At 70.5% G+C, this 21,985-nt stretch carries 21 protein-coding genes and 4 pseudogenes; 18 read left to right on the forward strand and 7 right to left on the reverse strand.

Annotated elements, in window-relative coordinates; translation table 11 throughout:
• The 8 genes and pseudogenes from ACZ597_RS28265 (at position 1) to ACZ597_RS28300 (ending at position 6,669) form a co-directional block, all read left to right on the forward strand.
• Positions 1-717, forward strand: a complete 717-nt coding sequence (locus ACZ597_RS28265; RefSeq protein ID WP_471335667.1) for a potassium-transporting ATPase subunit C — start codon at positions 1-3, stop codon at positions 715-717.
• A 132-nt stretch (positions 718-849) separates the two neighbouring features.
• The gene (locus ACZ597_RS28270) at positions 850-1,539 is read left to right on the forward strand and encodes a response regulator (protein ID WP_471335670.1); all 690 of its coding nucleotides are present in this window, start codon (positions 850-852) and stop codon (positions 1,537-1,539) included.
• A gap of 40 nt (positions 1,540-1,579) precedes the next feature.
• The gene (locus ACZ597_RS28275) at positions 1,580-4,123 is read left to right on the forward strand and encodes a DUF4118 domain-containing protein (protein WP_471335673.1); all 2,544 of its coding nucleotides are present in this window, start codon (positions 1,580-1,582) and stop codon (positions 4,121-4,123) included.
• A 516-nt stretch (positions 4,124-4,639) separates the two neighbouring features.
• Positions 4,640-5,446, forward strand: coding sequence for an SDR family NAD(P)-dependent oxidoreductase (locus ACZ597_RS28280; RefSeq protein ID WP_471335675.1), 807 nt, complete (start codon positions 4,640-4,642; stop codon positions 5,444-5,446).
• A 17-nt stretch (positions 5,447-5,463) separates the two neighbouring features.
• A complete protein-coding gene (locus tag ACZ597_RS28285; RefSeq protein WP_471336002.1) occupies positions 5,464-5,538 on the forward strand; it encodes a 50S ribosomal protein bL37 in 75 nt (24 codons plus the stop codon).
• Between the two features lie 240 nt (positions 5,539-5,778).
• The gene (gene kdpF, locus ACZ597_RS28290; RefSeq protein WP_471335678.1) at positions 5,779-5,868 is read left to right on the forward strand and encodes a K(+)-transporting ATPase subunit F; all 90 of its coding nucleotides are present in this window, start codon (positions 5,779-5,781) and stop codon (positions 5,866-5,868) included.
• Between the two features lie 72 nt (positions 5,869-5,940).
• Positions 5,941-6,411: pseudogene (locus ACZ597_RS28295) on the forward strand (histidine kinase); the annotation flags it as partial.
• Between the two features lie 24 nt (positions 6,412-6,435).
• The gene (locus ACZ597_RS28300; RefSeq protein WP_471336005.1) at positions 6,436-6,669 is read left to right on the forward strand and encodes an ATP-binding protein; all 234 of its coding nucleotides are present in this window, start codon (positions 6,436-6,438) and stop codon (positions 6,667-6,669) included.
• On the opposite strand, the gene ACZ597_RS28305 is transcribed toward ACZ597_RS28300, so the two are convergent.
• A complete protein-coding gene (locus tag ACZ597_RS28305; RefSeq protein ID WP_471335681.1) occupies positions 6,653-7,330 on the reverse strand; it encodes a TetR/AcrR family transcriptional regulator in 678 nt (225 codons plus the stop codon). The two genes, ACZ597_RS28300 and ACZ597_RS28305, sit on opposite strands and share 17 nt — an antisense overlap.
• Before the next feature lie 95 nt (positions 7,331-7,425).
• Here ACZ597_RS28305 and ACZ597_RS28310 point away from each other — a divergent pair, with 95 nt between their 5' ends.
• Positions 7,426-8,829 carry a serine hydrolase domain-containing protein gene (locus ACZ597_RS28310; RefSeq protein ID WP_471335684.1) on the forward strand — a complete coding sequence of 468 codons (1,404 nt, stop codon included), beginning with the start codon at positions 7,426-7,428 and terminating at the stop codon, positions 8,827-8,829.
• A gap of 120 nt (positions 8,830-8,949) precedes the next feature.
• Here the strand turns inward: ACZ597_RS28310 and ACZ597_RS28315 are convergent, their stop codons facing one another.
• Together ACZ597_RS28315 and ACZ597_RS28320 are read right to left on the reverse strand one after the other, a co-directional pair.
• On the reverse strand, positions 8,950-9,735 hold the full coding sequence (locus ACZ597_RS28315; RefSeq protein ID WP_471335687.1) for a GNAT family N-acetyltransferase: 786 nt from the start codon (positions 9,733-9,735) through the stop codon (positions 8,950-8,952).
• A 123-nt stretch (positions 9,736-9,858) separates the two neighbouring features.
• Positions 9,859-10,665: an SDR family NAD(P)-dependent oxidoreductase gene (locus ACZ597_RS28320; protein WP_471335690.1), complete on the reverse strand. Its 807-nt coding sequence runs from the start codon at positions 10,663-10,665 to the stop codon at positions 9,859-9,861.
• A gap of 411 nt (positions 10,666-11,076) precedes the next feature.
• Between ACZ597_RS28320 and ACZ597_RS28325 the strand changes: the two genes are divergently transcribed.
• Complete coding sequence (locus tag ACZ597_RS28325) at positions 11,077-11,265, forward strand: hypothetical protein (RefSeq protein WP_471335693.1); 189 nt, start codon at positions 11,077-11,079, stop codon at positions 11,263-11,265.
• A 60-nt stretch (positions 11,266-11,325) separates the two neighbouring features.
• Positions 11,326-11,528 (forward strand): annotated as a pseudogene (locus ACZ597_RS28330) (winged helix-turn-helix transcriptional regulator); the annotation flags it as partial.
• 321 nt (positions 11,529-11,849) lie between these two features.
• On the opposite strand, the gene ACZ597_RS28335 reads toward ACZ597_RS28330, so the two are convergent.
• The 3 genes and pseudogenes from ACZ597_RS28335 to ACZ597_RS28345 form a co-directional block, all read right to left on the reverse strand.
• Positions 11,850-12,311 carry a GNAT family N-acetyltransferase gene (locus ACZ597_RS28335; protein WP_471335696.1) on the reverse strand — a complete coding sequence of 154 codons (462 nt, stop codon included), beginning with the start codon at positions 12,309-12,311 and terminating at the stop codon, positions 11,850-11,852.
• Positions 12,299-12,706, reverse strand: coding sequence for a hypothetical protein (locus ACZ597_RS28340; protein ID WP_471335699.1), 408 nt, complete (start codon positions 12,704-12,706; stop codon positions 12,299-12,301). The genes ACZ597_RS28335 and ACZ597_RS28340 overlap by 13 nt, the downstream gene beginning before the upstream one ends.
• Positions 12,707-13,233: 527 nt before the next feature.
• Positions 13,234-13,398 (reverse strand): annotated as a pseudogene (locus tag ACZ597_RS28345) (pirin family protein); the annotation flags it as partial.
• Between the two features lie 95 nt (positions 13,399-13,493).
• Here ACZ597_RS28345 and ACZ597_RS28350 point away from each other — a divergent pair.
• The 3 genes and pseudogenes from ACZ597_RS28350 to ACZ597_RS28360 all read left to right on the forward strand — a co-directional run bounded on the left by ACZ597_RS28350 (position 13,494) and on the right by ACZ597_RS28360 (position 14,873).
• A complete protein-coding gene (locus tag ACZ597_RS28350) occupies positions 13,494-14,303 on the forward strand; it encodes a hypothetical protein (RefSeq protein WP_471335702.1) in 810 nt (269 codons plus the stop codon).
• 10 nt (positions 14,304-14,313) lie between these two features.
• Positions 14,314-14,493, forward strand: a pseudogene (locus tag ACZ597_RS28355) (DUF6817 domain-containing protein); the annotation flags it as partial.
• A gap of 89 nt (positions 14,494-14,582) precedes the next feature.
• Positions 14,583-14,873 (forward strand): hypothetical protein, encoded by a 291-nt coding sequence (locus ACZ597_RS28360; protein WP_471336026.1) that lies wholly within the window; start codon positions 14,583-14,585, stop codon positions 14,871-14,873.
• 56 nt (positions 14,874-14,929) lie between these two features.
• Here ACZ597_RS28360 and ACZ597_RS28365 read toward each other — a convergent pair whose 3' ends face one another.
• Positions 14,930-15,670, reverse strand: a complete 741-nt coding sequence (locus ACZ597_RS28365; RefSeq protein WP_471335705.1) for a thioesterase II family protein — start codon at positions 15,668-15,670, stop codon at positions 14,930-14,932.
• A gap of 510 nt (positions 15,671-16,180) precedes the next feature.
• Here ACZ597_RS28365 and panD point away from each other — a divergent pair.
• The 4 genes from panD to ACZ597_RS28385 all read left to right on the forward strand — a co-directional run bounded on the left by panD (position 16,181) and on the right by ACZ597_RS28385 (position 21,937).
• Positions 16,181-16,639, forward strand: a complete 459-nt coding sequence (panD, locus tag ACZ597_RS28370) for an aspartate 1-decarboxylase (RefSeq protein WP_471336008.1) — start codon at positions 16,181-16,183, stop codon at positions 16,637-16,639.
• Positions 16,640-17,116: 477 nt separating this feature from the next.
• On the forward strand, positions 17,117-18,901 hold the full coding sequence (locus ACZ597_RS28375) for an ABC transporter transmembrane domain-containing protein (protein WP_471335708.1): 1,785 nt from the start codon (positions 17,117-17,119) through the stop codon (positions 18,899-18,901).
• On the forward strand, positions 18,898-20,658 hold the full coding sequence (locus tag ACZ597_RS28380) for an ABC transporter ATP-binding protein (protein WP_471335711.1): 1,761 nt from the start codon (positions 18,898-18,900) through the stop codon (positions 20,656-20,658). The genes ACZ597_RS28375 and ACZ597_RS28380 overlap by 4 nt, the downstream gene beginning before the upstream one ends.
• Before the next feature lie 112 nt (positions 20,659-20,770).
• A complete protein-coding gene (locus ACZ597_RS28385) occupies positions 20,771-21,937 on the forward strand; it encodes a threonine synthase (protein ID WP_471335713.1) in 1,167 nt (388 codons plus the stop codon).
• The last annotated feature ends 48 nt before the right edge of the window (positions 21,938-21,985 follow it).

Genomic DNA, 21,985 nt, shown 5'->3' on the forward strand with positions numbered 1-21,985 from the left:
ATGAACACATCCGTAGGAAACACGGCACGTCTGCTCGGCGCCGGCCTGCGCGCCCTGCTCGTCCTGACGATCGTGTGCGGCGTGCTCTACCCGCTCGCCGTCACCGGCATCGCCCAAGCCCTGTTCAACGACCGGGCCAACGGCTCCGAGATCAAGGACAAGAGCGGCAACGTCGTCGGCTCCTCCCTCATCGGGCAGACCTACAACCTGCCCAAGAAGGACCCCAACGACGCCGAGGAGGCCGCCAGGCCGGACCTCAAGTGGTTCCAGCCCCGCCCCTCCAACGGCCTGGGCGGCAACAGCGTCAACACCCAGTACTCGCTGATCCTCTCCGGCGCCACCAACCGCTCCGCCGACAACGGCACCGTGAACGGCCGGTGCACCAAGGACGCCGAGGAAGGCACCCTCTGCGCCCAGGTCGTCGCCGCCAAGGAAGCCGTCATCGCGGACAACTCCACCGCCGGCCACACGGTCAAGCCCGAGGACGTACCGGCCGACGCCGTCACCTCCTCCGGTTCCGGCCTCGACCCGAACATCTCCCCCGCCTACGCCGACCTCCAGATCCACCGCGTCGCGGAGAAGAACGGCCTGACCGTCAAGCAGGTCGAGAAGCTGGTCGCCGACCACACCCAGGGCCGCACCCTCGGCTTCATGGGCGAACCCCGCGTCAACGTCCTCGAACTCAACACCGCCCTCAAGGCACTGACCAAGAGCTGACCCGTCGTATGACCTGAGAGCCGACGGGGCTCTGGGGCTCCCAAATCCCGCGGCCACCGCTGGGAGGCAACCCCAGAGCCCCGCCGGCTCCTCACCGTTTCGTACCCGCAACGAAGGAAAGGCTGCACACCCATGACCCGGGTGCTGGTGGTGGAGGACGATCCCCAGCTCGTCCGCGCGCTCAAGATCAATCTCCAGGCGCGCAAGTTCGAGGTCGCCGAGGCCGGCGACGGCGGCTCGGCCCTCAGACTCGCAGCCGCGTACAAACCGGATGTCATCGTCCTCGACCTCGGGCTGCCCGACATGGACGGCATCGACGTCATCAAGAGCGTCCGCAACCGGAGCTTGGTCCCCATCCTGGTCCTGTCCGCCCGCCACACCTCGGAAGACAAGATCCGGGCCCTGGACGCGGGCGCCGACGACTACGTGACGAAACCGTTCAGCATGGACGAGCTCCTGGCCCGCCTGCGAGCCGCCAGCCGAAGGCAGGAGCCGTCGGCGACCGCACAGGCCGACAAGGTCACCCGGGTCGCGACTGACGAGTTCACCGTGGACCTCCTCGCGAAGAAGGTGCTGAGGGGCGAGCGCACCGTACGGCTGACCCCGACCGAATGGCACCTGCTGGAGATCCTCATCACCCACCCGGGCCACCTGATCAGCCAGAGTCGGCTTCTGCTGGAGGTCTGGGGCCCGACCTACGCGGAGAACACCAACTACCTCCGCGTATACATGGCCCAGCTGAGGCGCAAACTGGAAGCGGACCCTTCGCACCCCCGGTACCTGATCACCGAGCCGGGCATGGGCTACCGCTTCGAACCCTGATCATCCATCCGGTCACCAGCAGAGAAGAAGAGTCGGGAACATGGGACGCGGCAAGCTCCGTATCTACCTCGGCGCGGCGCCGGGCGTCGGCAAGACGTACGCGATGCTCTCCGAGGCGCACCGCCGGATCGAGCGGGGCACCGACTGCGTCGTCGGCTTCGTCGAACACCACGACCGCCCGCGCACCGAGGTGATGCTGCACGGCCTCGAACTCATCCGGCGGCGCGACCTCGACTACCGGGGCTCCACGTTCACCGAGATGGACGTGGACGCGATCCTGGCGCGCCGTCCCGCCGTGGCGCTGGTGGACGAGCTCGCGCACACGAACGTGCCGGGCTCGCGCAACGCCAAGCGCTGGCAAGACGTGGAGGAACTGCTCCAGGCCGGCATCCACGTGATCTCTACCGTCAACATCCAGCACCTCGAATCGCTGGGTGACGTCGTCGAGACGATCACCGGTGTCCGCCAGCGCGAGACGGTCCCCGACGAGGTGGTGCGGAGGGCCGACCAGATCGAGCTGGTCGACATGTCCCCGCAGGCCCTGCGGCGGCGCATGGCCCACGGCAACGTCTACAAGCCCGACAAGGTCGACGCCGCTCTCTCGAACTACTTCCGTCCCGGGAACCTGACCGCCCTGCGCGAGCTCGCGCTGCTGTGGGTCGCGGACCGGGTCGACGAGTACCTCCAGGAGTACCGGGGCGAGCACAACATCCGCTCCACCTGGCAGGCCCGTGAGCGGATCGTCGTCGGCCTGACCGGCGGACCGGAGGGCCGCACCCTCATCCGGCGCGCTGCCCGCCTCGCCGAGAAGGGCGCGGGCGGCGAGGTCCTCGCGGTCTACATCGCGGCGAGCGACGGCCTCACGTCCGCCTCGCCCAAGGAACTGGCCGTCCAGCGGACCCTGGTCGAGGACCTCGGCGGCACCTTCCACCACGTCATAGGCGACAGCATCCCCGACGCGCTGCTGGAGTTCGCCCGGGGCTGCAACGCCACCCAGATCGTGCTCGGCGTCAGCCGCCGGCGCTCCTGGCAGTCCGTCTTCAGCCCCGGCGTCAGCGCCACCGTCGCCCGCGAATCCGGCCCGGACCTCGACGTGCACATCGTCACCCACGACGAGGCCGCCAAGGGGCGCGGCCTGCCCGTCACCCGCGGTGCCCGCCTCGGCCGGGCCCGCATCATCTGGGGCTGGCTGACCGGCATCGCAGGCCCCGCACTGCTCGCCGTGCTGCTCAACCAGCTCGTGCCCGACCTCGGGCTCGCCAACGACATGCTGCTCTTCCTCACCTGCACGGTGGCGGCGGCGCTGCTCGGCGGGCTGCTCCCCGCCCTGGCCTCGGCAGCCTTCGGGTCCCTGCTGCTCAACTACTTCTTCACCCCGCCCCTGCACGAGTTCACCATCTCCGACCCGAAGAACATCGTCGCCATCGCGATCTTCGTCGGTGTCGCGGTTTCGGTCGCCTCCGTGGTCGACCTGGCCGCCCGGCGCACCCACCAGGCCGCCCGGCTGCGCGCCGAGTCCGAGATCCTCTCTTTCCTCGCCGGCAGCGTCCTGCGCGGCGAGGACTCCCTCGACGCCCTGCTGGAACGGCTGCGCGAGACCTTCGCCATGCAGTCGGTCGTCCTGCTCGAACGCGCCAGCGAAGTCGAACCCTGGACCACCGCGGCATCCGTCGGCACCAGCCCGGTCGCCCGCCCCGAGGATGCCGACGTCGACCTGCCGATGGGTGAGAACATGGCGCTCGCCCTCACCGGCCGGGTCCTCCCGGCCGAGGACCGTCGCGTGCTGGGCGCGTTCGCCGCGCAGGCGGCCGTCGTACTCGACCGCCAGCGCCTCGTCGACGAAGCCGAGAAGTCCCGGGAACTCGCCGAGGCCAACCGCATCCGCACCGCTCTGCTCGCGGCCGTGAGCCACGACCTGCGCACCCCGCTCGCCGGCATCAAGGCCTCGGTCAGCTCCCTGCGTTCCGACGACGTCGAGTGGTCCGAGGAGGACAGGGCCGAACTCCTCGAAGGCATCGAGGACGGCGCCGACCGGCTCGCCGCCCTCATCGGGAACCTCCTCGACATGTCGCGCCTCAACACCGGCACCGTCGTGCCCCTCATCCGGGAGACGGACCTCGACGAGGTCGTGCCGATGGCTCTGGGCGGCGTACCCGAGGACAGCGTGGAACTCGACATCCCCGAGACCCTCCCCATGATCGCCGTCGACCGCGGCCTGCTGGAGCGGGCCGTCGCCAACATCGTCGAGAACGCCGTCAAGTACAGCCCCGGCGGCCAGCCCGTCCTGGTCTCGGCCAGCGCCCTGCGCGACCGCGTCGAGGTGCGCGTGGTCGACCGCGGCCCCGGTGTCCCCGACGAGGCCAAGGACCGCATATTCGAGCCGTTCCAGCGCCACGGGGATGCCCCGCGAGGAGCCGGCGTGGGTCTCGGGCTCGCCGTCGCCCGGGGCTTCACCGAAGCCGTCGGCGGCACCCTGGCCGCCGAGGACACCCCCGGCGGCGGGCTCACCATGGTCATCACGCTGCCCACAGCGGGCGGCACCCCACCGGTTGCCGTCGAACTCCCGGGGTCGGTGGTCACCTGACCGTGCGGCGAAGGGCACGGTGAGACCGTGCGCTGCTTCGAACGGTGTTCAGGTCAGCGCCCGTCGGCCGCGTGCCGCCGGTCCGTCGTCCGGCTCAGTCGCCCCATCAGTCTGCTCCGGGCCGACAGCCCTGGCAGCACTCGTTGACGGGTTCCTTCCGCACGGAAATCGATCTTTGACGCGGCCCTGACGGCGGACATCAGAAGGCCGTCAAGGAGCGCGGGAGGACTTGCCACCGGCTCTCTCCATACGGTGGGATTGCGCCATGAACAGCGGTCCCCGCCACGACGATCGGCCACCGAATCCGGTGCGGCCGACGGCGCCCGCTGTCCGCCCGGCCGTCTGACACAGGCCGCGCGTCACTCCGCGTACGGCCCGCCGGGTCCTGACGGACCCAGGCCGAGGCTCTGCGCGCCTCCTCACCTTCAGCACCCTCACCGCGTGACCTGAGCCCACGCCCCGGCCTCCCGCCGGGCTCCTGGGCATGTCGGTCATGCCTGCATCCGGGAATCACACATGCCTTCATCCCTGTCCGGACGTACCGTCCTCGTCACCGGCGCCACCTCCGGCATCGGCTACGAGACCGCCCGCCGGCTCGCCGGGCGCGGCGCCACCGTCCTCGTCCACGGCCGTACCGCCGAAGAGGCCCGGGCCGCCGTCGACCGGCTCATCGCCACCGCCGGTGTCAGCACCGCGTCGGTACGGCCGCTCGCCGCCGACTTCGCCCGCCTGGAAGAGGTCGAGAACCTGGCCCACGCGGTCGTCCGGGAGTACCCGCGTCTCGACGTACTCGTCAACAACGCAGCCATCGCCGCGCCCGAACGCCACACCCTCACCGTCGACGGCAACGAGATCGCCTTCCAGGTCAACTTCCTCGCCCACTACCTCCTCACCAACCTCCTGGAGCCGGCCCTCACCACCGATCCGGGCGGGCGCGTCGTCAACGTCTCCTCCTCCCTCCACCGCACCGGGGCGATCCAGTGGAGCGACCCGAACCGGGAGCGCCGATACTCCCGCCTCGCCGCGTACGCGCAATCGCAGCTGGCGCTGACCGTCTTCGCGTCCGACCCTCGCGTGACGGCCGTCTCCGTGCACCCCGGCGTCTGCGAGACCGGCCTGCTCCCCCTCTACGGGCACGAGGGCGCGTCCGCCGCCGAGGGCGCCGGCCACGTCGTACGGCTCTGCGACCCGGCCACCGAGATCGTCAACGGCGCCTACTACGACCGCTCCGAGCGCGTCGCCCCGGCCCCGGCCGCCACCGAGGACCGCACCGTCAAGCGCCTCAACAAGCTCGCCGACCTCCTCGTCGGCCACACCGTCTGAAGGGAACCGCCACCGCCATGTCCCAGCGCGCACGCAAGAAGAGGGCCCGCCGCAAGAAGGGCGCCAACCACGGCCGCAAGCCCGGCCAGTAGCCCTCCTCAACACCCGACGGGGCGGCCCTCCTGGAAGGGCCGACCCGCTTCCATGCCCAGGGAAGGGAGCCGAATGGTCATCCTTCCGTCCCACCGCCTCCACCCGATCGACGATACGGGCGTCAATACACCGTCAAGGTCCCGGCCGAGTGGCGTCAGGGGGGCGTACGGGTCGTTTCGTCCAGGTCCTCGCTGCTGTTCCCTGGTGAGGTCGAGGGCACATCGAGGAGTCGGGTTCGGTTGAGCACGGAGAATGTCGTAGGTGTCGTCGTCGCCGTCAGCATCGTCGGGTATCTGGTCCTGGCGTTGTTCTTCCCCGAGAAGTTCTGAGATGACGACCACGAACGAGGCGGTCCCGGTGACCGCGCCGGGGCAGCCGGCGTACCGCGCGGAAGACTCAAGGTGTTCCTCGGAGCGGCCCCTGGAGTCGGCGAGACCTTTTCGATGCTCGACGAGGCGCACCGCCGTGCGGCCCGCGGCGCGGACGTGGTGGTCGGCTTCGTGGAGTGCCACCGGCGCCGGCACACAGAGGCGCAGCTGCACGGCCTCGAACGCCTTCGGCCCGCCGATCGCGCGTACCGGGGCGGCCCGCACTCGGAGCTGGACCGGGAGGCGCTGCTGTCCAGGCGGCCGCAGGTGGTGCAGATCGACGAACTCGCCCACTCCAACCTGCCGGGGGGTGGTGACCGGCAGGCGAAGCGCTGGCAGGACGTCGAGGAGATCCTCGCGGCCGGGATCGACGTCGTCACGACCCTCAACATCCAGCACCTCGAATCGCTGAGTGACGTCGTGGAGAAGATCACCGGGATGCCGCAACGGGAGACCGTCCCCGACGAGTTCGTGCGCCGCGCCGACGAGATCGAGCTGGTCGACAGGATCGCCGACCGGGGCACCGGGATCGACGCCGACGACCGCGAGCGCGTCTTCGAGCCCTTCCAGCGCCTCGGCGACCGCGACAACACCGCCGGGCTAGGCCTCGGCCTCGCTCTGGCCCGGGGCCTCACCGAGGCGATGGACGGCACGCTCACCCCCGAGGACACGCCCGGCGGCGGCCTGACAATGGTCCTCTCCCTGCCCGTCGCCCCAGCCGATGTGGCCGGGGGGGCACTGAAGACTAGCTCCCGCCTTTGAGCAGTCCCTCGAATCCGGCGAGGGTGGCCCGCAGGCCGAACTCGAAGGTGCTGTCGGGGGCCTCTGCGTAACCGGCCCCGGCGCTGCCGGCGATGCGCTCGCGCAGCCGCGGGAAGGCCATGGCGATCCCGGCGGCCGCCGCCATGGTGTCCGCCAGCTCCTTCTCCGGGTCTCCGGTCCTGCTCAGCCGGCGGGTCAGCGAGACCTGGGCGGCGGAGCCGAGGGCGCTGCCGAGCACGAAGACGAAGACTGCGGCGGCCGCGCGGTCCGCGTCGGCGGGCGAGAAGCCGGCCTTCTCGTAGAGGGCGAGGCTGTGGTCGTCGTGGCGGGCTTTACCGGGTCCGTAAAGCAGGTGGCTGCCGAAGGCCTGCCCCAGCCACGGGTGCCGGGTGAGCATCGCGTGCATGCTGCCGGCCATGGCGGTCGCGGCGCTGCGCCAGTCCATGGCGTCGAGGTCGGGCAGCTCGACCTCGTTCCACACGGCGTCGGCGGCGAGCCGGACGAGTTCGTCCTTGGTCTTGATGTGCCAGTAGACGGCGGTGGCGGCCGCGCCGAGCCGCCCGCCCAGGCTGCGCATGTTGAGGCCGTCGAGGCCCTCGTCGTCGAGCAGTTGGATGGCGGCGCGGACGATCTGGTCCGGGGTGAGGGCGTTCCGAGGCATGCCAAGAGACTAGTTGAACTTAGTGAAGAGATGCGCCTATGCTCAATTGCACTTAGTTCAAGAATCCTTGTGACTCACGGACCCGAGGGGGAACCATGCAGGAGCAGCAGCACGACGACCACGGTGATTTCAGCGCGGTCGTCGCGGCCCTGGCCGAGGAGCACGGCGTGCCGGGTGCGTCCGTCGGCATCCTGACCGGCGGCCGGACGGTCTTCCTGAACCACGGCGTCACCAGCGTCGCCCACCCGCTCCCGGTCGACGAGCACACCCTGTTCCACCTCGGATCCACCACCAAGACCTTCACGGCGACCGCGCTGCTGCGTCTCGTCGAGCAGGGCGAGGTCGACCTGGGCGCGCCGGTCCGGCGGTACGTGCCCGAGCTCGTGCTCGCCGACGGGGCGGCCGCCGAGCGGATCACCGTCCTCAACCTGCTGAACCACACGGCAGGTCTGGACTGGAACCTCGTCGACAGCGAGGACGAGGACGGCTCCCTGGCCGCGTTCGTCGCCAAGCTGGACCGGCTGGCGCTGATCGCACCACCCGGCGCCCGCGCCTCGTACAGCCAGGCCGGCTACAACCTCCTCGGCCGGATCATCGAGAACGTGACCGGACAGACCTACGAGCAGGCCGTGGCCTCCCTGCTCCTGGAGCCGCTCGGACTCGCGGACACCGTCTTCGGCCTGGACGACGTCATGGTGCGGAAGTTCGCGGTGGGCTACGTCCGCGACGAGGCCGACGAGTTGAAGCCCGCCCGGCCCTGGAAGGCCTACCGGGCCGGCGCCCGCGGCGACAACCCCGGTGGCGGCATCGTCTCCAACGTGACCGACCTCCTCGCCTGGGCCCGCTTCCACCTCGGCGACGGCGACGGCCTGCTGACGCCCGGCACCCTGCACGGCATGCGCGAGCAGACGGCGGAGCTGCGCGGCAGCACGCTGGGCGACGGCTTCGGCATCTGCTGGTTCCTGCGCGGCGTCGACGGGGTCCGCACCATCGGCCACGGCGGCTCGGGCAACGGGCAGTTCGCCGAACTGCACCTCGTCCCGGAGCACGACTTCGCCGTCGTGTCGCTGGTCAACTCCGAAGACGGCCACGTCTTCAACCAGGCCGTGGTCCGGGCGGCGTTCGAGCACTACCTCGGCCTGGTCGAGAAGGACCACGAGCCCGTACCGCACGACGAGACGCGGGCCCGCGAGGTCGCCGGCCGCTACGAGAGCGACGTCATGAACATCGACATCGTCACCGACGGGCAGCGGCTCACCCTCGCGGTCGGGATCAAGCCGGAGATCCGCGCCGCCTCGGACGCGGAGATGCCGCCGGACTACGCCGCGGCCGCCATGGGCCTCCTGCCCGGCGACGGCGACGAGTACGTCCTCACCGAGGGCGGCCTGAAGGGACAGCGCGGCTTCTTCACCCGAACCGCCGACGGCACGGTCACCGGCGTCGACCTGGGCGGCCGGCTCTTCACCCGGGCCACGACGGGCCGGCGCGATGCGCGCTGAGGACACCGTGCGGGCACGCCACCGGCCCGGTCTCTGAGCCGTTCACGGCCCCAGCATTGCGCAGTGTTCCCCCGGTCCCCCCGCCGTTTCGGGGGAAGCTCAAGGAGTTTCCGTACGGGCTCACGCCGCCTCCGGCTGCCTGCGTAGCATCTGACGGCGAGCCGGGCCGGTGGCGTAGTGGACGTATTCGCGCGTCAGACGGAAGCCTACCGACCAGGCCAGGAGGCGGCTGGGGCGGTTGTCGCGGGAGCAGGTCCAACTCGGTGTACGGCCGCGGGCGGCGATGTCCGCGCACAGGGCGGTGACGCAGGCCAGTGCGAGGTGCTGCCTGCGGTGGCCGGGGTCGGCCAGGGCGGCGACGTCCTCGTGGCCGGTGCCGAGGAAGTAGGTGCAGGCCAGCGAGAGGGCACGGCCGCGGTGGAAGGCGCCCCAGGCGAGACCGGAGGCGGCGAGCCGCTCCGGGCCGCCCCAGGTCTCGTGGATCCAGGCCGCTCCTGGTCCGAGCGCGACGAGAGCCGACGCGTCGCGCGGGGTCAGCCGGCGGACCGTGACGCCGGGTGCCGGGCGGGCGGCCATGGCGGGCTCCCGGTGCACGTAGACCATGCGCTCCCACGGGTCCACGCGGGCGAAGGCACCGCCGAGGACCGGCAGGAAGCGAGCCGGTGCCTCCACGTAGCGGTCTGCGAAAGGAACGAGCGAATCGGGGGACAGCGCGCCCGGATCCCCACGGAGCAGGACGTGGTCCCCGCTGGAGACCGCCACCACCCGCGGATCGGCGGCGCGGTCGGCCCACCAGCGGCCGTTGCCGGTGGCGAGGACGTGGTCGGGCAGAGCCGCGACGCCTGCGGCCCCGCCGGGGAACCAGCGGGCAAGAGCGGGAAGGCTGGAGGGAAGGAGCTCGATCACGACGGATGCCGCCTCGATTCAAGGGACGGAGAGGCGGGGGCGGCCCCGGACGGTGGGCCGCCCCCGCGGGTAACCGGCGCTGGGGGAGTCAGCGCCGGCCGGCGCAGTCTTGGGTGTCGCGCTTCAGGACGAGTGGCCGACCAGCAGGTCGGCGAGCTTGCTCAGCCTCTTGACCGTGCGCTCCTCGGTCGCGCCGGGGGCCGAGTCCTTGCGCGTGTTCCGGTCGTAGTAGGCGCCGTTGACGATCTCCAGCGCCGGGTCGCAGAGCCGCGCTACATGGGCGGCGCCTGCGGCAGGCTTCGCGCCCTCGTGTCCGTAGAGCGGCCGCAGGGCGGTCTCGCAGACGCCCGGGTCGACGGAGACCGCGGTGACGCGGGGGTCCGCGGCGAAGACGGTGAGGGCGAGCCGCGACTGGGCGTAGGCCGCGAGGCGCGAGTACCTGCGCGTGCGGTTGGGATCGTGCCACGAGATCGACGCGGAGCGGTGCATCGAGGAGGAGACGTTGACGACCCGGCCGCCCGGGTCGGTGGTGAGCGCCGGTTCGAGCAGATGGGTGAGCAGGTAGTGGGCGAGGAAGTTCACCTGGAAGGAGAGCTCGTTGCCGTCATCGGTGACCGTGTGGCGCTCGGGGGCGGCGACCGCGGCGTTGTTGACCAGTACGTCGAGGTGCGGATGCCCGGCGATGACACGGTTGGCGAGCCGCTCGACCTCGTCGAGGTGCGCGAAGTCCGCCGCACACGGCCGCAGGAGCTCGGCATCGACATCCGCGGTTGCGATGAGCCGGGTGACCGCTGCCCGGGCCTCCTCCGGGGTACGGCCGTGAAGCAGCACGGTCGCGCCGCACTCCGCGAGCAGGCGGGCGGTCTCGTAGCCGATGCCGGAGGTGGCGCCGGTGACCATGACGGTCCGGCCGGAAAGGAAGAAGGGCATGAATGGTTCCTGAAGATGGGCACGGCGGCGCGAGGCACGGGAAGCCGGGCCACAGCCATGCGGTGAAGTGCGGTGAAGTTGATTCCGGGGCCCAGGGGAAGCTTCGCCCCTCGGCCCAACGGGCGCTAGCTCAGCGGCAGGTGAACAGGGCGCTTCCCCGGCGCCACCGGATTCGGCGGCCGGTCGTCGTAGCGCGATCCGGTGTTCACGTCATCCATCCAACGTGCCCGCGGCTGAGCACTCAAGGGCTCTGACATCCCTTTGATGCAGCCCTGACGGCTTTCGTTCAAAATGCCGCCATGACCGTGGGGCACACCTGCGAAGCGGGCTGCCTGACGGGAGGCGTCCGCACCGAACGAGGAGGAAGCTACCGTTCACAAGACCGGAGCGCCGGAAGGGAACCACCGAGCCATGAGAGACCTCACAGAGGGGCTCAGCGGTCGAGAGGTCGGCGGCGATGAAGGTCTTTTCCTCGACCTCCTCGGGGCGACTGCGGCCGGTGACGAGCACGTCGGCGCCGGCGCCGGCGAGCCGTCGGGCGATGGCGGCTCCGGTCCCCTTGGTGCCGCCTGTGACCAGGGCACGGCGGCCTTCGAGTGATTCGTTGACGGGGCTGGTCATGGCGCCTTCCGATCCCTGGTGCGCACGTTCGGCACCACACTGGTCACCGTGGCGAGCCGCATCAGACCGGAGACCGGGAGTGCCCGCTGTCCACGACGGTGGAACACGTCGGTGAATGGTGGACGCTGCTGATCCTCCACGACGCCTTCGACGGCTACACCCGCTTCGATCAGTTCCAGGAAAACCTGGGCATCTCGTCGAGCATGCTCACGGCCCGCCTGCAACTGGCCGCACCCGAGGGGGCCGGACGGAACAACGTGGACATCGGCCCGTCATCGACAAGGCACCCGGTCTCGCGTTCTCGGGCGGCCTCGACCTGGCGGACTTCCGGCAGACCGCGGCCCGACTGCCGGAGCTGCTCACCGACACCCGGCACGTCGAACTGCCCTGGGCCGGCCATCTCCCCAGCCTGGAGAGGCCTGCCGCCGTCACGGACCTGCTGCTGGACTTCCTGCGCGAGACGGTCCCCACCGGCTGAACAGGCACCTGGCGTCCGGCCGAACCGAGATCGCAGCAAGCAGGCCCAGGCCGGAGACCTGGGCCTGCTTCGTTGACATCGAGGACTACAAAGCCCGGGACACTACGGCGAATCGCAATTCCGGGCGTTCCCAGGTCACCCTCGGCGGTGAGGGAGGAACCTTCCCCACCACCTCGGCACCCAAGCGCCGGTAGAACTGCTCGGCCGGAGGGTGCGACACGACACGCACGTGCGCCAGGCCCGCCCTCCTGGCCTGGTCGATCATGTGCTCCACGAGGAGGCGGCCGACCCCCGTTCCCTGTGCCTCATCCGACACGAACGCGAGGTCCAGTTCCGCTGGTTCCAGCACCAGGGCATAGAAGCCCAGGAGGCGGCCGGTCGTCTCGACCGCTGCGAAGACCTGATGCCGGTCGATGTAGTCAGCCGTGACCCGGTAGCCGGAAATCGCCGTGGCGTACTGCCCCCGATAGGCGCTGGACCTCTGCACCAGCGCGGTGAGGCCCTTGGCATCCTGCTTGGTGGCACGCCTGATCGTCATGGACCGCATAGGCCGAAGTATAGGGGTGCAGAGGGCTTGTGGCCATTACTCATCGAGGTGTGACAGGTGGCCACGAGCCGGCCGATCCCCGGTGTGCGCAGGTAGAGCCCGAGGGTGCCAACGGAGAACGCGGTGAGCGCAACCCCGGCGACAGCGGCAGGGACGACCGGCAGGAGCAGTGCGGTGGCAATGGCGAGCTCGCTGGCGGAGAGCAGCCGGACGAACCTCTGGGCGTCCTGCTTGCCCAGGAACGGGTAGGTCGTGGCGGCGAACTGCTGCATCCCCTCGGCGGTGGCCTCGTCCGCACCGAGTTTCGAGAGCCCGGAATTCAGGAAGAACGCGCCGACCGTGAGCCTGAGCGGAAGTTGCCGTGCTGCGTAACATCGTGCCCAACCGAATGCCATTCCGAGCCTCCCGACATTGGCCCCGAATACAACCCTGCCATCCGTTCGAAGCATGTCAGACGGGGGTCGGTTCTCCCCCACCCGCCGGCCCCGGAGCCCCGGAACCCCGGGCCGGGTCTGTGCAGTGAAGCTGCCAGTCCGGCGGGACTCTGCCCTGCGGCCCCGGGGTCGGCTGCGAGACCGGGTGTGAGGTCGGCGGTGGCGGCGCTGCCCGACCCCGCTGCGATGAAGGGCTGGAAGCCGAAGACCGGCAGCCGAGGAGTCCGGGGACAGGCCTCCCGGCTTGGGGTTCCTCTGCCGCGAGGCGCGCCCGCACTCCCTCTCCAGGAATCTGACTACTCGTCCGTAGAGTCAGCAAAGGGTCAGCATCCGTCCGACTGGACCTGACCACGGCCTGCTTCACATGAGACTCGACCTCAAGACCGGGAAGCGCTCCCAGAGGCCTCGTCGACGTCCGACGGACCTCCGGAAGCGGAGCAGCAGCACGACGAGTACACCGAGCCCCACCTTCAGGACATAGATACAGTTCAGCGCACTCTTCCCCTAGGCTTCAGGCGAGTTGGGGGGAGTTCCGGAGCCGGAATCGGAGCGCCGTCGTAGCCCTTCACCTCTCCGAATCTGCTCCCGTTCATCCAGTCTTCCCGGGCCTGTGCGATATCCTCTTGGGACCGTCCGATCCAGTTCCAGAACATACCCCTGCTCAGAGACATCTCTGCAGGTCAAAGGCCCCCTTGGCCGCTGAAGGTCAGCAAACCGTCAGCATCGCGAGCCAAGGAGTCCGACCACCATGGCGGCCACGACACCCTTCCACGGCATGGGCACGGTCTTCAAGGACTGCGGGCACGCGCCCTCCTACTGGCCGAAGTGTGCCCATGGCTGGAAGATCCGGTACCGCAATGCCTTCGGCAAGCAGAGCGAGGAGTCAGGCTTCACCGAGAAGGACAAGGCGTACGAGCGCCTGTTGGAGATCCACAACCAGAAGGCCTCCAAGCCGGCGAACCAGTCGAAGGCTGAGCGCATCGCGCGATACGGCCAGATGCGGTTCGACGACTACGCCACCGAGTGGAAGCAAGGCCAACGCCACCTGGCTCCGGCATCCATCAACCACCTCGACTCGCTGCTGCAGCACCACCTCTATCCGGTCTTCGCCAGCCGCCGAATGGGCACCGTCGACCACAAGGTCGTCGACGGGTTCATAGGCACCATGGAGAGGAACAGCGTCGGCCTAGCGACACAGTCGAATGTGTTCGACAAGCTCAAGGCGATCCTGCTCGACGCTCACCGCCTCGGGATCTTCGAGGACAACTCGCTGCTCGGTGTACAAGCGCCGGTCTACGACGCCAAGAGGGCCGTCATCCCCTCGCCCGAGCAGTTGCGCAGCCTGCGGACAGCCGGTGACGACATCTTCACCTTGCTAGTCGACGCCATGAGTGGGTGCGGGCTGCGCAACGCCGAGGGCAGCCCAAGTGGCTCGACGGCGAAGATCAAACTTCGGCCGAGGTCCCGCCGCACGGGCGGCGCCAACGGCGAGGAGCCATGGAGGGCCGGTGTCCGCATGCCGGTTCCGGTGTACGCCGGGGCAGGGAGCTCGTCATGATGGGCCCATGATGCACAGCGACGACCAGCACACCGATTCGCCGGCTCTGGCCCTGCTCAAGGAGGTGGGGGCGGAGACGACCAAGCACTCCGGTGGCACGCTCCTGACCCACCTGCTGCGCGTCGAGGCGCTGCTCGCCGCGTGGGGCGCCCGGCCGGCACTGCGGACCGCGGGACTGTGCCACGCCTTCTACGGGACCGACGGGCTGCCGTTGGTGCTGCTGGAGCTGTCCGAGCGCGACCGCTTGGCGGGGCGATCGGTACGGAGGCGGAGGAGCTCGTGTACTTCTACGCCAGCTGCGACCGCCAGTCGTCCTACGCCGGCCTCGCCGCCGACGGGGCGGCGGCGACCTTCCGGGACCGGTTCACCGGTGAGGTGTTCACGCCGTCTCCGCAGCGGCGCCGCGACTTCGCCGAGCTCACGGCGGCCAACGAGCTGGACCTGACCAAGGTCAACGAGTCGTTCCGCGAGCACAACGGGGCGGCCCTGCTGGAGCTGTTCACGTCCTGGGCACCCCTCCTGTCGGAGGCCACCCGCCGCGAGGTGACCGCGGTCCTCGGCCGGGGGTAACGCCGGGCCGGCCGCGGGAGCTCCTGCCCGGCCGCGCCATCGCGCGCGCCGGGGCTTCAGGCCGCGATACCGGTGGCCTGGCGGACGACGCGCAGCACTTCGGGCGCCGACTGGTTCAGGTACATGTGTCCGCCCTCCATTTCCACGAACTCGAAGCCGCTGCTGGTGACGTTCGACCAGTCCCGCGCCTCGGCGAGGGTCACGTTGTCGTCGTCCCGGCCGCGCAGCGACGTAATCGGGACGGGGAGCGAGACGGCCGGATCGTGGACGAACCCTTCGTACATCTCCACGTCGGCGCGGAGCGCGGGCAGGATCAGCTCCCGCATCTCGGGGTTGCCCAGGGCCGGGTGGCGGTATCCCGCGAACTCCTCCACGCGCTCGATGAACTCCTCGTCCGGCAGACCCGTCGCGTGCCGGGCCCGGCGCAGGCCGGGCCCGGGCGCGCCGCTGACGAAGAGCCGGACCACCTCCACATCGGTCCGCGCCGCGAGTTCCCGGGCCAGCGCCAGGGCCAGGACGCCACCACTGCTGTGCCCGAAGAGCGCCACCCGTGTCCCCTCGACGCTCGACAGCAGTTGGGGCACGACGGTGGTCACCGCCTCGTGGATGCTCCGCACCGGCTCCTGCTCGATCAGCCGCTCACGCCCCGGAAGCTGCACCGGCACCAGCTCGATGTCGGGGGCCGCGTGAGACCGCCACGGACGGAAGAAGGACGCACCGGCGCCCGCGAAGGGAACGCAAACAAGAGACAACTTGGACACAGGGGTACTTTCTGGTCTTCGGAGAGTTTCCGGCACCTGCGAGGATCCACGCCGGGAGTCCCGGAATCAGGGACGGCCGCAACAGCGGCAGAGGATCGGAACAGTGCGGAGGCCGGAGGCTCCGGACGGGCCCGCCATCCGGCTCGACGACACTCCGCGGCCACGTCGCCCGGACCGCGGGCCACTGAACGACGGCACAGTTCCGCCACTTTGACGTGTATATTCTTAGCCCGCCCATGAACCTGTCAAGAGGTTCACTCCGATCGGACCGCAGCGGCCGGGGCGGGCACCGCCACACCGCCGGTTATAGTCGGCCCCGTGGGCCAACCGTCGCCCACTGCGCCTTCCTGCCCCATTGCCGAAACCCGGTCCCGAGTTCCGAACCGACCCGGGAATCCGCGGGCAGGACTTCACCTGGCCGGAGAGACCGTGCCGCTCAGCGGCCCGTCCCGTGGTTTCCGCGGGACGGGCCGCCGCATTCTTCACGCCGTCGCCGTCGAGCGCGGCGGCCCGTTCATCCCAGTCACGATTCGAGGGTTGACCAGCATGTACCGCACCATGATGAAGTCCAAGATCCACCGGGCCACCGTCACCCAGGCCGACCTCCACTACGTGGGATCCCTGACCATCAGCGCCGATCTGATGGAAGAGGCCGACCTGCTTCCCGGCGAGAAGGTCGACATCGTCGACATCAACAACGGGGCCAGGCTGTCCACTTACGTCATCGAAGGACCTCGGAACTCCGGGATCATCGGAATCAACGGTGCCGCGGCCCGGCTCATCAGCCCGGGAGACCTCGTCATCATCATCGCCTACGCCCAGGTGTCCGATGAGGAAGCCGGTGGCCTCAAGCCGCGGGTCGTCTTCGTCGACGAGCACAACCGGGTGTCCCTGACCGGGCACGATCCCGCGGACGCGCCCGAGGGCAGCGGGCTGCTGCGGGGCGACCTGGTGGTCCCCCCGTCGAACGCGCCCACCTCGGCCGGGCCCCGCGGCGACCACTGAGCCGTCGGCCGCCACGCGGCCGGGCCCGCCATCACCTCGACGGCAGGCCCGGCCGCCGACCGCTCGCGCGGCGCCGTTCGGACACTCACCGGGAATCAGGCGTTGACAAGCCCGGGTCGCACTAAGAATATGGATCTCACGCTGGCGCATTGTGCGCAGCGCAGAGACTCCGCCCCGTCCGACCGTACCTCCAGCGATCCGGGGCCCTGCGTGACCTGCGCTGTCGGTCGCGCTCCTTCCGCCGGGCATCGCCCGTGCCCCTCACCAGTCTCCGCCGGCCCCGTCGTCCTCACCGCGAAGGACGACGGACCGTCGGTGACGTCTTCATGTCCCCATGCCGTCTCCCGGCGGCACCTGCCGGTCTCCGCCCCCGCCGCGGCGGGGGCGGACGGACCGCGCTCCCGGACAGATTCGCTCCCGCAGCCCATGCCGACACAGTGGTGTCTGCCGATCTGAACCAACACAAGGACGACCGAGATGACCGACGGACCAGACCTGCCCGGCTTCGCGCACCGGGTCCCCTACAGCGACCCCGGGGAACCCGACCACCACAGCCCGCTGCGTTTCCTGTGGTGGCTGATAGTGAGGCAGCGCAAACGGGTCCTCCTCGGGTCCCTGTGGGGCAGCACCTGGATGTGCGCCCTGATGCTGCCGCCCTACCTCATGTCCAGGACGATCGACGAAGGGCTGCGGGCGCGGGACACCGGCGCGCTGGTGGGCTGGGTGGCGGCGGTCCTCGCGGCGGGGGCCGCCATCGCGGTCCTCGGGATCCTGCGCCACCGCACCATGACCTTCATCCGGATGGACGCGGCCTACCGGACGGTCCAGGTCATCACCCGGCACGTCACCCGTCTCGGCTCCACCCTGCCGCGCCACGTTTCGGCGGGGGAGCTGACCCATCTCCAGGCGGGTGACATCAGCCGGATCGCCCAGACGCTGACCATCACGGGCCCCGGGGTCGGGGCGGCGGTCGCCTACATCGCCACCGCCGTCCTCCTGTTCAACATCTCGGCCGTCCTGGCGGTCGTCGTCCTGCTCGGCGTCCCGCTGCTCGCGGTCACCGTCGGTCCCCTCCTGGAACGGCTGCACGGGGCCGAGGGCGACTACCGGGAACAGCAGGGAACGCTCACCGCGCTCGCCGGCGACATGGTCACCGGGCTGGGCGTGCTGAACGGCATCGGCGGCAAGCCGCTCTTCGCACGCCGCTACCGCGAACGCTCCCAGTCCCTGGTCCCACTCGGGTACCGGGTGGCCTCGCTCACGAGCTGGGTACAGGCGCTCGGCGCGTGTCTGCCGCTCCTCTTCCTGGCGCTGGTGACGTGGCTCGGCGCGCGCATGGCGGCCGATGGTTCGATCACGGTCGGCGAACTCGTGGCCGTGTACGGATACGTGGCGGCGCTCCTGGTCCCGGTGTCCTTCTTCATCGAGGGTGCGGACGACCTCCCCCGCGGCCTCGTGTCCGCACGTCGCGTGGTCGACATCCTGGCGCTCGAGCCGGACGTCGACCAGCACGCCGCACGCGTGGCGGCGCCCGGCGAACCCGCCCCGCTGCACGACCCGGAGTCCGGGCTGACGCTGCGGCCGGGGCGGCTGACCGCCCTCGTCAGCGCCCGGCCCGACGAGGCCCGGACCGTGGTCGACCGGGTGGCGGGATACCAGGACTCCGCCGCCACCTGGGGCGGCACCAGCCTGTCCGACATCGAACCCGCCTCGCTGCGGAGCCGACTCCTGGTGTCCGACAACGACTCCTACCTCTTCAGCGGACCGCTCGAATCCGCTCTGTCCGTCCGCGACGGCCACTCCCCCGCGGAGATCGAGCGCGCGCTGCACGCGGCCGTGGCACAGGACGTCGTCGCGTCGATGCCCGACGGTCTGGACTCCCGTCTGGACAGTCAGGGCCGCAACGTTTCGGGAGGACAGCGGCAGCGGCTCCGTCTCGTGCGGGCGCTGCTCGCCGATCCCGACGTACTGGTGCTCGTCGAACCCACGTCGGCCCTGGACGCCCACACCGAGGCCACTGTCGCGACCCGGGTCGGCGCGTTCCGCCAGGGGCGGACCACCCTCGTCGTCAGCTCGTCCCCGCTCCTGCTCGGCCACGCGGACGAGGTCGTCTACCTGGTGGACGGAAAGGTGGCGGCCACCGGCAGTCACGGCGAACTGCTCGCCACCCAGCCCGGCTACGCGGCGCTCGTGTTCCGCGGGGACGGCGACGGCGTCCCCGCGGCCGGTGCCGCGCAGGCCCGAGAAGGAGACACCCGATGAGTCATGCCGACGAGGCCAGGACCCTCCCCGTCGCCGACGCCGCGACGGTGCGCCGGGCCAGCTGGCAGCTCTTGAAGGACGACGGACGCTCCATGGCGGGCATACTCGTCCTGACCTGCCTCGCCTCCCTCGCGGGACTGGCCGGCCCCTGGCTGCTGGGCCGGATCGTCACCCGGATCGAGGCCGGGGACATGACGGTCTCCCAGGTGGACGGAATGGCGGCCGCCGTCCTCGCCTTCGCCGTGGCGCAGCTGGTCCTGATCCGCTACGCACGCTACTTCTCGCACCGCTTCGGCGAGCGCGCCCTCGCCCGCCTCCGCGAGGAAGTCATCGACGGCGCGCTCGCGCTCCCGGGGCGCGTCGTGGACCGGGTCAGCACCGGCGACCTGGTGACGCGTTCGTCGCTGGACGTCGGCACCGTGGCCGCCACGCTGCGCAACGCGGCGCCCGACGTCTTCATCGCCGGCGTCCAGGTGCTGTTCATCTTCGTCGCGGTGTTCCTCCTCGACCCCCTCGTGGGGCTGTGCTCGCTCGTCGGCCTGCCCGTCGTGTGGTGGGTCAGCCGCTGGTACCTCGCCCGTGCCCGGGACGCGTACCTCGCCGAGGGAGCGGCCGCGGGCGGCGTGGCCGAAGCCCTGAACGCCACCGCCCACGGCGCCCGGACCGTCGAGGCCTTCGGTCTGCGCCGACGGCAGAACGGCAGGATCGACAAGGCCATCGACACGACGTACGCCGCGGGCGTGCGGACCCTGCGTCTGCGGACCGTGCTGTTCCCCGTCACGGAGTTCGCCCACTCCCTGCCCATGGCGCTCATCCTGCTGGTGGGCGGCCTCGGCTACCTGAACGGGACCCTGAGCCTGGGCGCGGTCGTCGCCGGCAGCCTCTACATGTGGCAGCTGGTCGACCCCCTCGACCGTGCGCTCGCCTGGGTCGAACAGCTCCAGCGCAGCGGGGCGTCGTTCGCCCGGATCAAGGGCGTCGGCCTGGTGGCGGAGCAGCCGCGGTCCGACGTCCGCCGGCCCGAGGACGACCGCATCACGGTCAGCGGGGTCCGGTACTCCTACACGGGTGCGCAGGACGTGCTGACCGATGTCGGCCTGCTGGTGCAGCCGGGCGAGCGGCTGGCTGTGGTCGGTCCCTCGGGAGCCGGCAAGTCCACCCTCGGCAGGCTGCTGTCCGGTGTCGACCTGCCCGACGCCGGTGACGTCCTGGTCGGCGGTGTGAAGGTCGCCGACCTGGCCGCGGCCGGCGAGCTGGGTACCCGGATCGTCCTGATCACGCAGGAACACCACGTGTTCATCGGAACCCTCCGCGACAACATGACGATGGCGGCCCCGGACGCCGACGACGACGCGATCCTCGAGGCGCTCGCCATGATGGAAGCCGACTGGGTACGGGACCTTCCCGACGGGCTCGACACCCTGCTGGGCTCGGGCGGAGTCGAACTGGAGGCCTCGCAGGCCCAGCAGCTCACGCTCGCCAGGGTCCAGCTCGCGGATCCGCACACGCTGATCCTCGACGAGGCCACGGCGCTGCTGGATCCCACGACCGCCCGTCAGGCCGAGCGGGCCATGGCAGCCGTACGCTCGGACCGCACCGTCATCGCCATCGCGCACCGCCTGCAGACCGCCCATGACGCCGACCGCGTCGCGGTCATGGAGGCGGGCCGGATCGTGGAGCTCGGCACGCACGACGAGCTCACCGCCGCGAACGGGCCCTACGCGGCCCTCTGGCGCTCCTGGAACGGCGAAGGCTGATCCGCTTCCGCGCACGAGAACGCCCCCCGGTCCGGACCGGGGGGCGTTCTCGTCTCCCTGCCTCCTTTGTGCCCCGCTGCACCCCACGCTCTGAAGGGACCCCGCATCCTCCATGGTTGCCACGAAGCACGCCGAAGCGGCCGAGAAGTTCGTCCTGGTCTGTCTGCTCTGTGAGAGCGCGTTCCCGCCCGCACTCGTGTACCGATGTCCGAGCTGCTCGGGTGCGTTGGAGCCCCGCTACTCGCTGGAGCGGCTGAACCGGTACGACCACGCGGACCCCGAACAGGTCTACTTCGACCTCCTGCCGCTGACGTCGAGGGATTTCCTCGACAGCGGCGTGACCAACAGGACGCCCTGTCGGCCGGCGCCGCGCCTCGGAGCGGCCATCGGGGTCCCGGGCCTGTGGGTCAAGGACGAGTCCCGGCAGCCTACGCGTACCACCAAGGACCGTCTCGCCTCGCTCGTACCGGCCGTTCTGCGCCAGTTCGGAGTGAAGGAGTTCGTCGCGTCGAGCACGGGGAACAGCTCGACCGCCCTCGCCCGGGCGGTCCTGATGGACCCGGCGATGCGCGGGACCTTCTTCTGCGGCGAGGACTTCGTCCGCAACCACGTCGTGGCGCGGGACGAGCGGACCACTCTGACCGTGGTGCCTGGAAGTTACGTGGAGGCGTCCGCCGAGGCCCGCCGGTTCGCCGCCGCGCACGGGCTCCACCTCGACGCCGGGTTCTTCAACTGGGCTCGGCGGGAGGGTCTCAAGCTGGCCTACCTGGAGGCCCTCGACGCGATGGACCGCACTCCCGACGTCGTGGTGCAGGCCGTCAGCAGCGGCATGGGCATGCTCGCCGCGCACAAGGGTATGCGCGAGTACCTGGCCCTCGGCGAGCTCGACCGGATGCCGCGGTTCCTCATGGTCCAGGAGGAGTCCTGCGCGCCGGCGGCCAACGCCTGGACCGAGGGCCGGACCGAGCTCACCGCGGACGACGTGATCGAACAGCCGTCGGGACTGGCGACGGCCATCCTCCTCGGTGACGGCTCGCCCTACTACCCGTACCTGCACGCCATCGCCACGAAGACCGGGGGATCGATCGTCCGGGCCCCCCGCGAGGACCTCGTCGAGGCGCGGCGCATGCTCGCGGAGCTCGAGGAGATCGACGTGTGCTACGCCTCGGCGGCCACGGTCGTGGCGGTGCGCGACGAGGCGGCGGCCGGCCGGATCCGGCCCGACCAGACGGTCCTCCTCAACCTGACCGGGCGCAGCCGGATGGTCGAACCCTCCTGATCCCTCCCGCCCCTGGCCCCTCGCCCCCTGCCAACCGGCTCCCCGCCG

The organism is Streptomyces sp. NPDC040718 (assembly GCF_055593565.1).

Bases quoted from the DNA above. Each gene is read 5' to 3' on its own strand.
- ACZ597_RS28265 (WP_471335667.1), top strand. From the start codon at position 1: ATGAACACATCCGTAGGAAACACGGCACGTCTGCTCGGCGCCGGCCTG.
- ACZ597_RS28270 (WP_471335670.1), top strand. From the start codon at position 850: ATGACCCGGGTGCTGGTGGTGGAGGACGATCCCCAGCTCGTCCGCGCG.
- ACZ597_RS28275 (WP_471335673.1), top strand. From the start codon at position 1,580: ATGGGACGCGGCAAGCTCCGTATCTACCTCGGCGCGGCGCCGGGCGTC.
- ACZ597_RS28280 (WP_471335675.1), top strand. From the start codon at position 4,640: ATGCCTTCATCCCTGTCCGGACGTACCGTCCTCGTCACCGGCGCCACC.
- ACZ597_RS28305 (WP_471335681.1), bottom strand. From the start codon at position 7,330: ATGCCTCGGAACGCCCTCACCCCGGACCAGATCGTCCGCGCCGCCATC.
- ACZ597_RS28310 (WP_471335684.1), top strand. From the start codon at position 7,426: ATGCAGGAGCAGCAGCACGACGACCACGGTGATTTCAGCGCGGTCGTC.
- ACZ597_RS28320 (WP_471335690.1), bottom strand. From the start codon at position 10,665: ATGCCCTTCTTCCTTTCCGGCCGGACCGTCATGGTCACCGGCGCCACC.
- ACZ597_RS28325 (WP_471335693.1), top strand. From the start codon at position 11,077: ATGAGAGACCTCACAGAGGGGCTCAGCGGTCGAGAGGTCGGCGGCGAT.
- ACZ597_RS28335 (WP_471335696.1), bottom strand. From the start codon at position 12,311: ATGCGGTCCATGACGATCAGGCGTGCCACCAAGCAGGATGCCAAGGGC.
- ACZ597_RS28340 (WP_471335699.1), bottom strand. From the start codon at position 12,706: ATGGCATTCGGTTGGGCACGATGTTACGCAGCACGGCAACTTCCGCTC.
- ACZ597_RS28350 (WP_471335702.1), top strand. From the start codon at position 13,494: ATGGCGGCCACGACACCCTTCCACGGCATGGGCACGGTCTTCAAGGAC.
- panD (WP_471336008.1), top strand. From the start codon at position 16,181: ATGTACCGCACCATGATGAAGTCCAAGATCCACCGGGCCACCGTCACC.
- ACZ597_RS28375 (WP_471335708.1), top strand. From the start codon at position 17,117: ATGACCGACGGACCAGACCTGCCCGGCTTCGCGCACCGGGTCCCCTAC.
- ACZ597_RS28380 (WP_471335711.1), top strand. From the start codon at position 18,898: ATGAGTCATGCCGACGAGGCCAGGACCCTCCCCGTCGCCGACGCCGCG.
- ACZ597_RS28385 (WP_471335713.1), top strand. From the start codon at position 20,771: ATGGTTGCCACGAAGCACGCCGAAGCGGCCGAGAAGTTCGTCCTGGTC.